This is a genomic window from Synechococcus sp. UW179A (genome assembly GCF_900473965.1).
In the GTDB taxonomy this organism is placed as follows: domain Bacteria; phylum Cyanobacteriota; class Cyanobacteriia; order PCC-6307; family Cyanobiaceae; genus Synechococcus_C.
The window spans coordinates 17,770-31,770 of record NZ_UCNJ01000010.1 but is presented as its reverse complement, the minus strand read 5'-3'; the positions used below and the strand labels follow the sequence as shown (position 1 = coordinate 31,770).

General features: G+C 53.1%; 13 protein-coding genes. 8 read left to right on the top strand and 5 right to left on the bottom strand.

Annotation, left to right across the window (positions count from 1 at the left end; translation table 11 throughout):
- Window positions 1-219 precede the first annotated feature (219 nt).
- Both DXY31_RS03960 and DXY31_RS03955 read left to right on the top strand, forming a co-directional pair.
- Window positions 220-789 carry a peroxiredoxin gene (locus DXY31_RS03960; protein WP_114992350.1) on the top strand — a complete coding sequence of 190 codons (570 nt, stop codon included), beginning with the start codon at window positions 220-222 and terminating at the stop codon, window positions 787-789.
- A 122-nt stretch (window positions 790-911) separates the two neighbouring features.
- Entirely contained in the window at window positions 912-1,412 is a 501-nt protein-coding gene (locus tag DXY31_RS03955; protein ID WP_114992349.1) for a hypothetical protein, read from the top strand.
- A gap of 747 nt (window positions 1,413-2,159) precedes the next feature.
- On the opposite strand, the gene ychF is transcribed toward DXY31_RS03955, so the two are convergent.
- Complete coding sequence (ychF, locus tag DXY31_RS03950; RefSeq protein ID WP_114992348.1) at window positions 2,160-3,251, bottom strand: redox-regulated ATPase YchF; 1,092 nt, start codon at window positions 3,249-3,251, stop codon at window positions 2,160-2,162.
- A 100-nt stretch (window positions 3,252-3,351) separates the two neighbouring features.
- Here ychF and DXY31_RS03945 point away from each other — a divergent pair, with 100 nt between their 5' ends.
- Window positions 3,352-4,527 carry an efflux RND transporter periplasmic adaptor subunit gene (locus DXY31_RS03945; protein WP_114992491.1) on the top strand — a complete coding sequence of 392 codons (1,176 nt, stop codon included), beginning with the start codon at window positions 3,352-3,354 and terminating at the stop codon, window positions 4,525-4,527.
- Window positions 4,528-4,551: 24 nt separating this feature from the next.
- Window positions 4,552-7,563: a DNA polymerase I gene (gene polA, locus DXY31_RS03940; RefSeq protein ID WP_114992347.1), complete on the top strand. Its 3,012-nt coding sequence runs from the start codon at window positions 4,552-4,554 to the stop codon at window positions 7,561-7,563.
- Window positions 7,564-7,814: 251 nt separating this feature from the next.
- Here the strand turns inward: polA and DXY31_RS03935 are convergent, their stop codons facing one another.
- A complete protein-coding gene (locus tag DXY31_RS03935) occupies window positions 7,815-8,276 on the bottom strand; it encodes a hypothetical protein (RefSeq protein WP_206749789.1) in 462 nt (153 codons plus the stop codon).
- A 135-nt stretch (window positions 8,277-8,411) separates the two neighbouring features.
- Between DXY31_RS03935 and DXY31_RS03930 the strand changes: the two genes are divergently transcribed.
- The gene (locus DXY31_RS03930; protein ID WP_114992345.1) at window positions 8,412-8,816 is read left to right on the top strand and encodes a hypothetical protein; all 405 of its coding nucleotides are present in this window, start codon (window positions 8,412-8,414) and stop codon (window positions 8,814-8,816) included.
- A 79-nt stretch (window positions 8,817-8,895) separates the two neighbouring features.
- Here DXY31_RS03930 and DXY31_RS03925 read toward each other — a convergent pair whose 3' ends face one another.
- Window positions 8,896-9,213: a hypothetical protein gene (locus tag DXY31_RS03925; RefSeq protein WP_114992344.1), complete on the bottom strand. Its 318-nt coding sequence runs from the start codon at window positions 9,211-9,213 to the stop codon at window positions 8,896-8,898.
- Between the two features lie 535 nt (window positions 9,214-9,748).
- On the opposite strand from DXY31_RS03925, the gene DXY31_RS03920 reads away from it, so the two are divergent.
- Entirely contained in the window at window positions 9,749-10,135 is a 387-nt protein-coding gene (locus tag DXY31_RS03920) for a hypothetical protein (RefSeq protein ID WP_114992343.1), read from the top strand.
- Between the two features lie 215 nt (window positions 10,136-10,350).
- Entirely contained in the window at window positions 10,351-11,847 is a 1,497-nt protein-coding gene (cysS, locus tag DXY31_RS03915; protein ID WP_114992489.1) for a cysteine--tRNA ligase, read from the top strand.
- Here cysS and DXY31_RS03910 read toward each other — a convergent pair whose 3' ends face one another.
- Window positions 11,848-12,087: a hypothetical protein gene (locus DXY31_RS03910; protein WP_114992487.1), complete on the bottom strand. Its 240-nt coding sequence runs from the start codon at window positions 12,085-12,087 to the stop codon at window positions 11,848-11,850.
- An 82-nt stretch (window positions 12,088-12,169) separates the two neighbouring features.
- Here DXY31_RS03910 and DXY31_RS03905 point away from each other — a divergent pair, with 82 nt between their 5' ends.
- Window positions 12,170-12,583, top strand: a complete 414-nt coding sequence (locus tag DXY31_RS03905; protein ID WP_114992342.1) for a DUF2721 domain-containing protein — start codon at window positions 12,170-12,172, stop codon at window positions 12,581-12,583.
- A gap of 28 nt (window positions 12,584-12,611) precedes the next feature.
- Here the strand turns inward: DXY31_RS03905 and DXY31_RS03900 are convergent, their stop codons facing one another.
- Entirely contained in the window at window positions 12,612-13,958 is a 1,347-nt protein-coding gene (locus tag DXY31_RS03900; RefSeq protein WP_114992485.1) for a sodium-dependent transporter, read from the bottom strand.
- Window positions 13,959-14,001 lie beyond the last annotated feature (43 nt).

The following is a 14,001-nucleotide window of genomic DNA, read 5'->3' as shown; positions in this document are numbered from 1 at the left end:
TTACTTAATCACAAACCACAACAAATCCTCGTTCTTCAAGAATTCAAGATCAACTCTAAAGTGTTACAGTTCAGATTCAATTCGGTCGACGGGCCAATCACTTTGACGGACGCACAACATCAAAAATAACCATATAAGCAAAAATACTCATCCGTTGGTCTAAAGGAATGGTTAAAAAGATAATGTCAACATAGCCACAATCCTGCATTCATCCCGATCATGCCTCTCAACAATCAAGTTCCATTGGTTACGTTTCAGACTCGCGTCCGTGATGAAAGTGTGCCTGGCGATAATCCGTTCCGGTGGCAAGAGTTAAGCAGCAAGGAAATTTTTAGTGGCAAAAAAACTGTACTTTTTGCACTTCCTGGTGCTTTCACACCAACCTGCTCATCCAATCATCTTCCCCGCTACGATGAGCTCTTCGAGGAATTCAAAAGCCACGGTGTTGATCAGATCATCTGCTTGTCGGTCAATGACGCATTTGTAATGTTCCAGTGGAGCAAGCACCTGGGAACCAAGAACATTTTCATGCTGCCCGACGGCAATGGTGAATTCACCAGAAAGATGGGAATGCTTGTTGAGAAAGAAAACCTCGGCTTTGGAATGCGCTCCTGGCGTTATTCGATGCTTGTCAACGACATGGTCATTGAAAAAATGTTTGTTGAGCCTGATTTTGCAGACAACTGCCCGACAGATCCTTTCCAATCCTCTGACGCTGACACGATGATGGCATTTCTGAAAGGGAGTACATCATCAGGGATCGCTAAGCCGCATGCTTTCATCGGCTGATTGAAACGCCAATCACCCACATCCTGAGCTGCATTCAAAACCAAGGCCTGTTGATCGAAAACAGGCCTTGGTTACGTGAGGCTGATTGATCGAGCAAACCAAAGGGCATCAAGAGATAAGACATGAAGAGAGAGGGCATCGTCAGCAATCTTCTGGTCCTCTGCCTTGTCTGGGCTGTTGCACCGGCAGCAGCCATCCCATTACCACTGGTCTGCGAGTTAACCAGCGAAGAGTCTCCTTCCATAAAAATTCGACTCACTGAACGAACAACAGGATCGCTCAAAGGTGTGTTGATTCAGAACGACAGAGCACTCGGTGTTTTTCAATCGGGAAAACCAAAGCCAGGCAAGGATCCCTGGTGGTCTTTTCATCAAGACAACAACAGTTCCAAAGGCATCTCAGTTTTTTTCAAGGACACAAAAGTCTGGAACCCCCATCGACGGTTGCCACGCCCACAAGACACCAACCGAGTGCTTTTTGCCGGACTTGCACCTGCACTTTGGAACTGGACAACAAATCGAAAGCGGGGCGTTTTCCAAGACAAAAGCGATGTATTGAAAGCCGCGGGGGGGATCTGGTCAATTTCTAGCCAGTGCGTTGGCGGAAGAATTGTTGATGGATGATCGAAGCACTCAAGATCATCACTCTAGACTCTTTTGATGAAGTAACGCAGTGGGACCGTAGAACGGACACGAGTTACAAAGCAATCACCCTTCGTGACTCGCGAACGTCTCGGATATGAGCTGCAATCAGCAATCAAACCCAAATTTGAAAAATGAATACTTCACATAGCACACAATGGTCAACATGCGTGGCTATGGCTTCATCGTTATAGCCAAAAGATAGTCCATCAAAAGTCGCCATTATTAAACCTATAAGAAACAAAGGAAGAAAGGCATAAAGAAGTCCCCTGATTAACATCACCCAAGGAAGAGAAACCAACTTGTCGGAAAATTTGAGACCAAACCCACCCCCGCCAGCTCAATAACACTTGCGCAACAGTCATCTAAAAAACTATGGCCCCAAAAAGGTAGTCTCAGACAAGAGGCTGCATTGACATTGGCAACATAATTAGTTGAAGTAGGATCGTTGATACTAGACAACTCCCAGAAACATCTAACTACTCAAGTGAGACCTCAAACAATGCCGCCTTTATCGATGGGTTCCTAAGAATTTCAAGGTTATTTTGCAGCAGCTCTGGCTTTAAAAAGCTAGAATAGCTGTGCTACGTCTAAATCAATAAACCTTTTGCTGTCGCTGCCAACATGCAAGCGGTTTGAAGTTATCATCTTTACATCAGACGCAATAAACAAGCCAATAATTAATCACAAAATAAACAGGCAGTTACATCAGTTTTTCTGACAGGATTTCTAAACATTAAACAAAAATTCCATCACATCACCTTCCGCAACTTCATAGTCTTTGCCTTCACTGCGTAGCCAACCTTTGTTGCGAGCTTCCACCAGCGATCCTGCTTCTAGCAATTTCTCGCAACCGATGGTCTGAGCACGAATGAATCCTCGTTCGAAATCAGTATGGATCACTCCTGCCGCCTGAGGAGCAGTCATCCCAGCCCTGAAAGTCCAGGCTCGTGTTTCCTTTTCACCAGTCGTGAAATAGGTGCGCAATCCCAGTAAACGGTAAGTGGCACGAATCAGACTTTTCAGACCACCTTCGCTAACACCAAGTCCATCGAGATAGTCCTTGCACTCTTCAGCTCCAAGCTCAACCAGCTCTGCTTCCACCTGAGCAGAGATGCGCACGGTTTCAGCGCCCTCCTTTGCCGCCAGAGCAACCACGTCCTCACAGAATCCATTGCCTGCAGCGAGGTCGTCTTCACTCACATTGGTGGCGTAAATGATTGGCTTGGCCGTCAATAGCCCAAGTGGTTTGACCATCAACACTTCTTCGTCGCTCAGCTCAACATTGCGGGCAGCGCCGCCTTGCTCGAGCACAGCCTGAATCCGTTCAAGCGCCGCATCCTCTGTCTGGGCCTCCTTGCTTGTTCGCATCTGCTTCTTCAGCCGTTCACGACGCTTTTCAATCTGAGCCAGATCTGAAAGCCCGAGTTCAAGGTTGATCACCTCGGCATCGCGAACCGGGCCAACGGAGCCGGAGACGTGAATGACGTCGTCATCCTCAAAGCAACGAACCACATGAACGATGGCGTCCACTTCACGGATGTTGGCCAGAAACTTGTTACCGAGCCCTTCACCCTGACTCGCTCCCTTCACCAGACCGGCGATATCAACGAATTCCATCCTTGTGGGAATGGTTTCGGCACTGCTGCTCAGATCAGTCAGCTGCTCCAGCCGCGCATCCGGAACAGACACGGTCCCGACATTCGGTTCGATGGTGCAGAAGGGGAAATTGGCTGCCTGGGCCTGGGCATTGGCCACAAGGGCATTGAAGAGGGTGGATTTACCCACATTGGGTAAACCGACGATTCCGGCTTTGAGCATGGCTGGAAATCTATCGGCAGGGGCGACCTGGCTTCGGATCGTCGAAACACGATTTGAACGTTCACGGGCGAGAATGGTTATGAATAATGTTGAAGGGGCCATGGGCAGCCAAAAAAGCCAGTCCCCTGCTGGGGCCACACCCGAATCCCTGCGTGCGCTTACCCGCCTCAGTGGTCTGAAACGCAGGCGGCGTCGCTTAATCGGTGTCGGTGTTGCCAGCGTCCTGGTGGCGGCAAGTGGAGTCATCTGGAGCCGAGGTCCAGGGTCCGATCGTTCGCGTCAGTTGAGTGAGTACACCGTGGCGGCGGAACGGGGTTCTCTTCCCGGCGTGATCACGGCCAGTGGAGAGCTGGAAGCCATCCGACGGGTAAACGTGAGCCCAACGAATAGTGGTTTGGTGGAAGCGCTTTACGTCGATGAAGGCGATGTCGTGACAAAAGGTCAGGTTCTAGCCCGTATGGACGCTGGTGATCTCAATGCCCGAATGGGTGAATTTGCCGCACTCGAGCGGCAAGCCAAGGCGGACTATGAAGCCAAGCGGGCTGAATACTTACGCAACCGGCAGCTAGTGGATGTTGGTGCCATCAGCGAATCAGACCTGGATAGCTTCCGAGCTGCCTTCATCAGCAGCAAGGAAGCTCTGACCGCCGCTCGCGAGCGCATTGAACAACGCAACGTTGAAGGCAGTGACCTGCTGATTCGGGCTCCTTTCAGCGGAGTGATTACAGAACGCTTCGCCGAACCTGGATCCTTTGTCACCCCCACCACAGCGGCTTCAACCAATGCTGGCGCCACAAGCTCATCACTTGTTGAGCTGTCCGAGGGCATGGAAGCTGCGGCCAAGGTGCCTGAGAGCGACATCGGCCGTATTCGTATTGGTCAGGATGCCACGGTTCGCGTGGATGCCTTCCCTGATCAGCTCTTCCCTGCAAGGGTGCGCGACATCGCCCCGCGTTCGCTCAAAACCGACAACGTGACCTCGTTCGAAGTGGAACTCACGCTGATTGATCCGCCACCGACCCTGCGCTTCGGCATGACCGCGGATGTGAATTTCCAGACCGGACGCACCAGCGCGAACACGCTGGTGCCAACAGTGGCAATCGTGACTGAAAAAGGACAGTCAGGCGTTCTGCTGGTTGGCAAAGACGATGAGCCCACCTTCCAGCCTGTGCAGCTCGGTGCCAGCAGCGGCGACAAGAGTGCCATTCTCTCCGGTGTGAAGCCCGGCACACGCGTGTTCATTGACCTGCCGCCCTGGGCGAAACAGCGCGACTGACCGAGCTAGGACCTGCCTTCATCCATGCCCGAAACAAAGGAGAAACCCCTGCTGCTGCTGGTGGATGGCCATTCTCTAGCCTTCCGCAGTTTCTACGCCTTCAGCAAGGGAGGTGAGGGGGGACTGGCCACGAAGGATGGCCGTCCCACGAGCGTGACCTATGGATTTCTCAAGGCCCTGCTGGACAACTGCAAGGGACTGAAACCCGAGGGTGTGGCGATCGCCTTTGACACCGCAGAACCCACCTTCCGTCACAAGGCCGATCCCAACTACAAGGCGCACCGGGATGTAGCCCCGGACGTGTTTTTTCAGGACCTTGAGCAGCTACAGCTGATCTTGCGCAATCAATTGCAGCTGCCACTGTGCCTGGCCCCGGGTTACGAAGCCGACGATGTGCTCGGCACCCTGGCCAACAGGGCCGCTTCGTCTGGATGGCGGGTAAGAATCCTGAGTGGCGACCGCGACCTGTTCCAGCTGGTGGACGACAAGCGGGACATTGCCGTGATGTACATGGGCGGCGGTCCCTACGCCAAGAGCAGCGGCCCCACGCTGATCGATGAGGCCGGTGTTGAGGGCAAGCTCGGGGTGATGCCCGAGAAGGTGGTGGACCTGAAGGCCCTCACCGGCGACAGCTCAGACAACATTCCTGGAGTGAAAGGTGTCGGCCCGAAAACCGCCATCAATCTGCTGAAAGAAAACTTAGACCTTGATGGTGTTTACAAGGTTCTTGCCGAAGTCGAGGCGGAAGGACCCAAGGCAAGCAGAGGTGCTGTTAAAGGGGCTCTGAAAGGCAAACTCAGCGCCGACCGTGACAACGCCTATCTCTCAAGACGATTGGCCGAAATCCTGGTCGACATCCCCCTGCCTGAAGAACCCGCTCTCGAACTTGGCCCTGTGGACGGGGACGGGCTGGAGGCGCAACTCAAGGATCTGGAACTCAACAGCCTGGTGCGCCAGGTTCCAGGCTTCATCGCCACCTTTTCCCCAGGCGGTCTGACGGCGAACGCCCACCTGCTCGAGACCAAGGTTTCAAACGACTCAGGCCAAGCCGACAGGTCGAAGATTTCCACAGCAACGGAGATTGAATCCACTGATGCCTCAGACCGGAATGCCGCCTCCACCCAACCCGATTTAAAGCCCAAGCTGATCAACAGCGACAAGGATCTGCAAGACCTGATGCAACGCTTGCAGTCCTGCACCGATCCCACTGCTCCTGTCGCGCTCGACACGGAGACCAGTGACCTGAACCCCTTCAAGGCGCAGCTGGTTGGCATCGGTGTGTGCTGGGGTCCTGGCGATGCCGATCTCGCTTACATCCCTGTAGGTCATCGTGCAGCGGCTGAACCAACGTTGGAGCCCGAGCAGCCACTGGTGCAGCTCCCACTCGAGACGGTGTTGGAACAGATGGCTCCCTGGTTGGCAAGCCCGGAGCACCCCAAGGCCTTGCAGAACGCGAAATATGACCGCCTCATCCTGCTGCGCCATGGCTTGCCGTTGTCGGGAGTTGCGATGGACACCCTGCTGGCCGATTACCTCAGAGATGCAGCGGCCAAGCACGGCCTGGATGCCATGGCAACACGGATGTATGGAATCACTCCCACCCTGTTTAGTGATCTGGTGGGCAAGCCCAAGGACGGCAAGGTGAGCTGCTTCGCAGAAGTGGGGCTTGCCCAGGCCGCGTTGTATTGCGGCATGGACGTTCATCTGACGCGCCGACTGGCCATCGATCTGCGCCAGCAGCTGCAAGCAACGGGAGAAAAGCTCCCCAGCCTGCTGGACAATGTGGAACTGCCGCTGGAACCGGTTCTGGCTTTGATGGAAGCCACCGGCATTCGCATTGACCTGCCTTACCTCAGCGCACTGTCAACAGAGATGGGTGACATCCTGCAGCGCCTGGAAAAGCAAGCCAAAGAGGCTGCAGGAACCGACTTCAACCTCGCCTCGCCCAAGCAACTGGGCGAATTGCTGTTCAACACCCTCGGCCTCGACCGCAAGAAATCCCGCAGAACCAAAACCGGCTACAGCACGGATGCCACTGTGCTGGAAAAACTCGAAGCTGATCACCCTGTGGTGCCGCTGGTTCTCGAGCACCGCGTGCTGAGCAAGCTCAAGAGCACCTATGTGGATGCCCTGCCGCAATTGGTGGAACTGGAAACAGGCAGAGTTCACACCGATTTCAATCAAGCAGTGACGGCCACCGGTCGACTGAGCAGCAGTAATCCCAACCTCCAGAACATTCCCGTCCGCACGGACTACAGCCGCCGCATCCGCAAGGCCTTCCTGCCGCAGGAGAACTGGACGCTGCTTAGCGCGGATTATTCCCAAATTGAGTTACGCATCCTCACCCACCTCTCCGGTGAGAACGTGCTGCAACAGGCCTACCGGGATGGAGATGACGTGCATGCATTGACAGCACGACTGTTGCTCGACAAAAAGGAGGTTGACAGCGATGAACGGCGTCTGGGCAAGACAATCAATTTCGGTGTGATCTACGGAATGGGTGCCCAGCGCTTCGCGCGGGAAACCGGAGTTAACCAAGCAGAAGCCAAGGATTTTCTGCTGCGTTACCGAGAGCGCTATCCCAAAGTTTTTGCCTTTTTGGAACTGCAGGAACGGCTAGCCCTCAGTCGCGGTTACGTGGAAACGATCATGGGTCGACGTCGTCCCTTCCACTTTGATCGCAACGGTCTAGGGAGGCTGCTTGGCAAGGAACCCATGGAGATCGATTTAGATGTCGCTCGTCGAGGCGGAATGGAGGCTCAGCAGTTGCGAGCCGCCGCTAACGCACCAATTCAGGGATCCAGCGCCGACATCATCAAACTTGCCATGATTCAGCTCCAGGAAGCCATCGAGCAGCAGGCACTACCGGCACGTCTGCTTCTGCAAGTGCACGATGAACTGGTGCTTGAAGTGGATCCAGATGCTCTGGAGCCGATTCAAAAACTTGTCGTCAACACCATGGAAAACGCTGTCAGCCTGACTGTGCCATTAGTCGCCGAAACCGGACTCGGCACCAACTGGATGGACGCAAAGTGAGATTCGCTCAAATCAATTGCAGTCACTGACTTGAGTCTTGCTTTAAGTCATATCAATACCCCACATTTAGCCTCACACGATTGCCCACAGAGGCTTCTGGAGCAAGTGAATGTCGATACAAGTAGTTTTAAAGGACGTATTTAAGACATATCTACCTCTCTCTCATTCCACAACCATCATTTCTTTCATTTTCCAGATTCTCCCTTTACCATCAGAAAATGAAGGGCGGCATAGGTTTCCGGAGCTCAGCTTCAATTGTTTTGAATATTGATAACGTCATACTTATAGCTCTCACTACACAAAAAATTTAGCTGAGATTCCACACCTGATGTCTTGACTGGCTTTTTCCATTCCTCTTGATTCAGTGAGCGATGAATCTTATTCTTGCAGTCAACCTCGTATTCATAGATCGGAGCCCATCTGATTTCTCGTGATTCTGGGTGCAACGATGTACTGCTGTATTGAATAATATCGCCCTCCATCGTATTGATTCTGATCCAATTGCAGTTCATGTTGCATTCAACATGGCACCACCCTTGCCAACACCTCCCCTTCCCATCGTCTGAATCAGAGAACCTCACATCAACAGCAAGCCCTGGAGCTGTAATTAGAGAAATCAGAGCCGTAGCCAGTAGCGTTGGTTTAATTGCAATGTTCAGACAAGCCTGGCTAGAACCTAAATCACCAGATTTTACATCTTCAGAGTCGATCATTACGGCTTCGCTAGAACTCATCTTGGACAAGATTAATCTATCAAAGGGTTTGGTTCTAAAGGAGGCTGATGCGAGACGTTACTAGTGGACGAAATTGTTCGTTCTCCCTACCGTTCAAGCATCTGAAATCTGACTATGAAATCTCTTTTAGTCCTTGGTGCTCTACTTCTCTCAGCAACACCGACTTTGTCCAAAGCTGATGAAATGATTGGCGATTCCAGCTGGAAGAGTGGTAATGGCCAATTAAAAAGTGGAGCCATGGTGACCTGGAAAACGTTTGATGCAACTAGTGGAGATATCTTTTACGCATTTCTCATGCCAAGCAAGAATAATCTTTTTATTGACAATGTTCAACAATGGTCAATTGGAGTAGTGAATTGCAAGACTGGAGACATGAAGTTTGACTATATATTTGACACTGACAAGCCCTTTGACGTCGAGAAAAAAACGAAGAAGGCATACGACATGACGAATGGGTTTTGTGAGGAGTACTTCAATACATTCAAGGACAGTCCTTATTACAAGCAAGAAGCTATCTAGAAATCTCCGGACAGAGAGCCGGTACTGAGAGCTTTGTAGATCTGTACCAGAAGAGGGTTTCTCGATCCTCAGGAACGCTTCAGCGGCTTGGTAGGAGGTCATAGGCAACGATCTCCAGCAACTCATCAGGACTAAGCGTCTCGTCGCCTCTGTTCGCCTCTACGACCTCTCCCGGGCCAGCAAGAGCTTTTGGTTTGAGCAGATTCTTTAACTGTTGTTCCAGCTCTGCATGGACAGCTCCATAGCGCTTGAGTGCGTCGGAATGGCTGGTGGCCTTCAGGGAGCGAATCGGGGTGCCTTTACCTGCTGTCTTTCGATCCTTCTCAGCCACCCAAAGACGTTCGTACCAAGCGTCACCGCCATTCAGTTGAACAGGACACTTACGCCGACGCCCCAAGGATTGACCTCACATCAAACCGCATACGATTTGACCCCAGCACTAGCCGCTGCAAAAAATTTGACCAAATCTTGGCAGACCTGGATGGAGGCGAAATGACCGTGAGCTGATCACCTTCAAGAGGCCGGCGACGCTTAAGCGCGGCGCTTGAGTATCGAATGACCCTCGCGATATCCAATTACAGTGACTGAAATAATGATTGTCGATAGAGCAATTACGCCCATCCAGTCTGGATGCATCATCCACCTGAGCCCAGGGTCCAACAACGCCATTCTAGAGACAATCAAGCGATTGGCACAAGGACTGAATTGAAACTTTTTTTACGCTCGACATAGCTCCAGAAAAACAAAAACAACGACGGCCCCGCAAGCCCTTTTTGAGAGCGAGCAATGAACAAACAATTGAAGTCATTCACGAACACGCGTCAGGCCGGAGGGAAGCAGAAAGCACCTTGCACTGAAACCTGTCCCGATTCGCAAGCCAGGACTCAGCATCGAGCAAGCGATGAGCTGAACTCACGAGCCAGCAGAACGCCATGACCCGAAGAGCTTTTTACGGACTGCACCTTCAGCCAACTGGTGCACCTTCTTTTTTTTCATTCGTCACTTATACGCCTCAAAGCAAAGAACAGATGGTTGCCTGTGGAGATCTGGCTGAAGAAGAGGAATACATCAATCCAGTCGTCTGCGACTTCCTTCTGTTTGTTGCCGAATGGATCCTCAAAGTTCCACTCAATAATGACTTCCCCATTGGGTACGACGACGTAACAGTGGTCTGCTCAAGACAACGAGGAAATGGGAGCCAGCATGAATATCTGGTGCAAATTAGCGACCTTGCAGAGAATGAGCCGAAACGTTCAGTTCTTGAAAAGCTGCTGAAAATAGTGCATCGAAAATCGTGGAACGGTTTCAAACCAACCTAGGGATTAAAAGCAACAACAATCTCCAGCAAGAATTGATGAGACCGTTCACGCCGCAAGCAACAGAGCAGGGCAACCAGCAGGTCATCAACTTCCACTGGAACCAACCAGGGGCAGTGAAAACAACAGATCAGTAACAACAGATCAGAAACAAGGCAATTCAAGGGTGGTCCAGGAGTGGGCGGGCCGTAACCTCCTTGGAGAGCCTGATCAGACCTTTGCCACTCCGCCTCACAAACAGCCTCAGCAATCGCATCGAAGACTTCGAACCGCTGGAGGCCGGCAAGGCAACGATCTACTGCTGCGGGGTCACGGTTTACGACCTCTGCCACCTTGGGCATGCGCGCAGTTACATCAACTGGGACGTCTTACGGCGTTATCTCATCTGGCGTGATTACGACGTTACCTTCGTACAGAACTACACAGATATTGACGACAAAATATTAAACAAGGCCAACTCGGAAGGATCAACAATGGAGGAAGTTAGTGAAAAGAATATCAAAGCCTTTGAAATCGATATGGCTCGCCTACACATTCTGCCCGCCGACAAAATGCCACGCGCAACATGCTGCATCCCAGGAATTCAAATGCTGATTGGCGAACTTGAAACGAAGGGAGCAGCCTACAGTTCTGATGGTGATGTTTATTTCGACATTTCCAAAGCAAAGAATTATGGCCAGCTGAGTGGGCGAGACCCGAATGAGCAGCAACAAGGAGCCAGTGGCCGCACCAAGGAAGGAGAAGAAGAACGCAAGCGACATCCCTTTGATTTCGCGCTTTGGAAAAAAACCAAAGACGGAGAACCTGGCTGGGAATCACCCTGGGGACGAGGACGACCCGGCTGGCACATCGAATGTTCCGCCATGGTTCGCGAAGAATTCGGCACCACAATTGATATCCACCTCGGAGGCGGAGATCTTGTCTTTCCGCACCACGAAAATGAAATTGCGCAGTCAGAAACAGCCAATGAGGCTCAGCTAGCGCGCGTTTGGATGCATAACGGCATGGTGAATGTCGGCGGCACAAAAATGTCGAAGTCGCTGGGCAACTTCACAACCATCCGTGCGCTACTCGACAGTGGCGTTTCAGCCATGACCCTGAGGCTCTTTGTGCTTCAGGCGCACTACCGCAAGCCACTCGACTTCACAAAAGATGCCCTGGAGGCGGCAAGCACAGGATGGAAAGGGCTCAATGCTGCTCTTGGCCTTGGCAGTCAATATTCGGATCAGTTGCGCTGGCCCAGATCAGAAGCTCTGCCTTCCGGTGCCATGCATGCACAGAACTTGGCTGTGGATGAGGTCTTACTGGCTGCTCGTGACCGCTTTACCGAAGCCATGGATCAGGACCTGAACAGTTCTGGAGGACTTGCAGTGCTGTTTGAACTGGCCAAACCACTGAAGTCGCTGGCCAACCGACTGGAGCGTGGTGAACAAGTTGAAGACCTGGATGCGCTCAATGCCCCGCATCAACGCTGGTTGTTGCTAAGTGAGCTCGCTGCAGTGCTGGGACTGCGTCATGAGCCTCCTAACACCAAGGAAGACTCCAACACAACAACTGAAGACAGCACCGCCATCGACGCCGCGATCTCTGCCCGCAAGGCCGCTAAACAGGCCAAGGATTTTGCTGAAGCAGACCGAATTCGAGCAGAACTCTCTGCTCAGGGGATTGAACTGATCGACAAGCCTGGAGGCATCACCGAGTGGCGTCGCTGTTGATTAACGCTTTTTCGAGGCCATCATCGCTTCGATCTTGCGGATCCGAGCCAGAGTGGTGGTCCACACCTCCAGCCTGAAGCGCTGTTCGGCCAGTGTGGGTTCTGCTGGGTCGGCAGCATCGACCCAGTTCTGGAGTTGTTCAAGCTTCGCTTCAGGGTCCTGCTTGGCCTCAAAAGCATCCCAGAGCTCCCGTTCAAGCCTGGCCCTTTCGATGAAATTCCAGCGCTTGAGCCAGAGCATCGTGATGGAGTGCATTCAGGCACCTGTCTACCGGATTTCTGTGGCATGAGCCCTAGGGTTCGCCAGGACAGGTGTGATGCCCATGGAACCCGAGAGCCTGTCCAAAGCGATTCAGCTATCAGTCGCTCCGGTGTTTCTGCTGGCAGGCATTGGTGCGTTGATGAACGTGATCTCCGGTCGCCTCGCGAGGATTGTCGATAACGCACGCAAAACCAAAACAGCCCTCGATGCGGGCGAGACGATCGATGAACGGGAGCAGTGGACTTACCGCAGGCGCATGCAGCTCACGATCCGCGCCATCGAACTGCTAACTGCTGCAACCCTGCTGATCTCAGCCGTGGTCGCTGTGATGTTCTTCAGCGTGATCAGCCGCATCAACCTCACACTCGTGGTGGTTCCCCTGTTCATCTCGGCGATGCTGTTGGTGATGTTGGCTTCGATCTGTTTCCTGCGAGAGGTGCGCATAGCCTCCGCCCATATCAATCAACTGTTCTGACCAGGATTTACTTAACCAAGGCTGATGCTCAGCCCTGACCAGTCCAGTTGCGGATCAGATCCACCACGCTGATCAACAGGCCGACAGCGATCACAATGGGTGAGACCCAACGCAGAAAAAACAGGATTAGACCACTGGTGGAGGATTGGGTGACTGCGCTGTCCTTGAGGTCCTCGAGGAAGGTCTGAGGCACAACCCATCCCATCAGCACAGCAATTAGCAGGCCACCGGCAATCAGCAGCACACCACCGAATAGGGCATCCATCACCCCTAGTACCTGCAAATTCGTGGCAGCAGGAAGACCCAGCACAAAGATCACAGCAGAGCTGATCCAGGTCGCCTGGCTGCGGCTCAAGTTGCAGCGATCCATCAGCGACGCCACCGGGACCTCCAGCAGCGACACCGACGATGTAATCGCAGCGAGGTAGGCCAGAAAGAAAAAGGCCACAGCCACGATGCGTCCCGTCGCACCGATCGATGCCAGGCCTGTTGGCAGAGCGAGAAAGATTGTGCCGATTGTGGACTCACTCACGGCATCCCGGAGTCCAAAGCTGATCACCACTGGAAACGTGAGCATGCCCGCCAGGAGACCCACCGCGGTGTCTAGTCCCACCACTGAGACAGCTTCCTGAGGAACGGGAGCCTTGCGGTTCAGATAAGCCGAATACGCCATGATCGAACCGATTCCGGTGCCAATCGAGAAGAAGGCCTGGCTGAAGGCGTTGCGGATAGTGGTGATGTTCATCAATTCCTTGCCGTCCCAGCGCAGCAGGAAGGTCTTGTAACCCTCCATGGCTCCAGGCAGCGTGCTGGCCCAGATCGCGAGGGCCACCAACAACAGGAAGAGAAGCGGTAACGCCCAGCGCGACAATCGTTCGATGCCGGCCTGCACTCCTGCCGACACCACAAGAGCTGTCAGCAGAAGGCTGATGGCCTGTCCAGCCAATGCACTGTTGCCGCCACTGATGCTGTTAAAAAACAGTCGGGCATCATCCATGTTTTGGGGAAGCCCCACATTGAGGGCATGAATCAGGGTCTGAGCGGTCCAGCCCATCAGCACGGCATAGAAGGCCAGGATTCCGCAGGAAGCGACCACGAATAGCCAACCCATCGGTTGCCAGTCGCGGCCAGCCGCCTGTGCCGGAGCCAGCAGGGGGCTACGACCGGTATTGCGACCAAGCACCATCTCAGCCACAAGCACCGGTAGGCAGATGACCGCAACAATCAGCACGTAGAGGAGAACAAAACTGCCTCCTCCTCCCTGGGAGGCCCTATAGGCGAATCCCCAAAGATTGCCCAGGCCCACTGCACTACCCGCTGCCGCCAGGACAAATCCCAGCCCCGATCCCCAGTGTTCCTTCTGCGCTGCCGCCATGACCGTGAACACAGTGCGTTGGCCGAAGTTTGCCAGGGCCTGG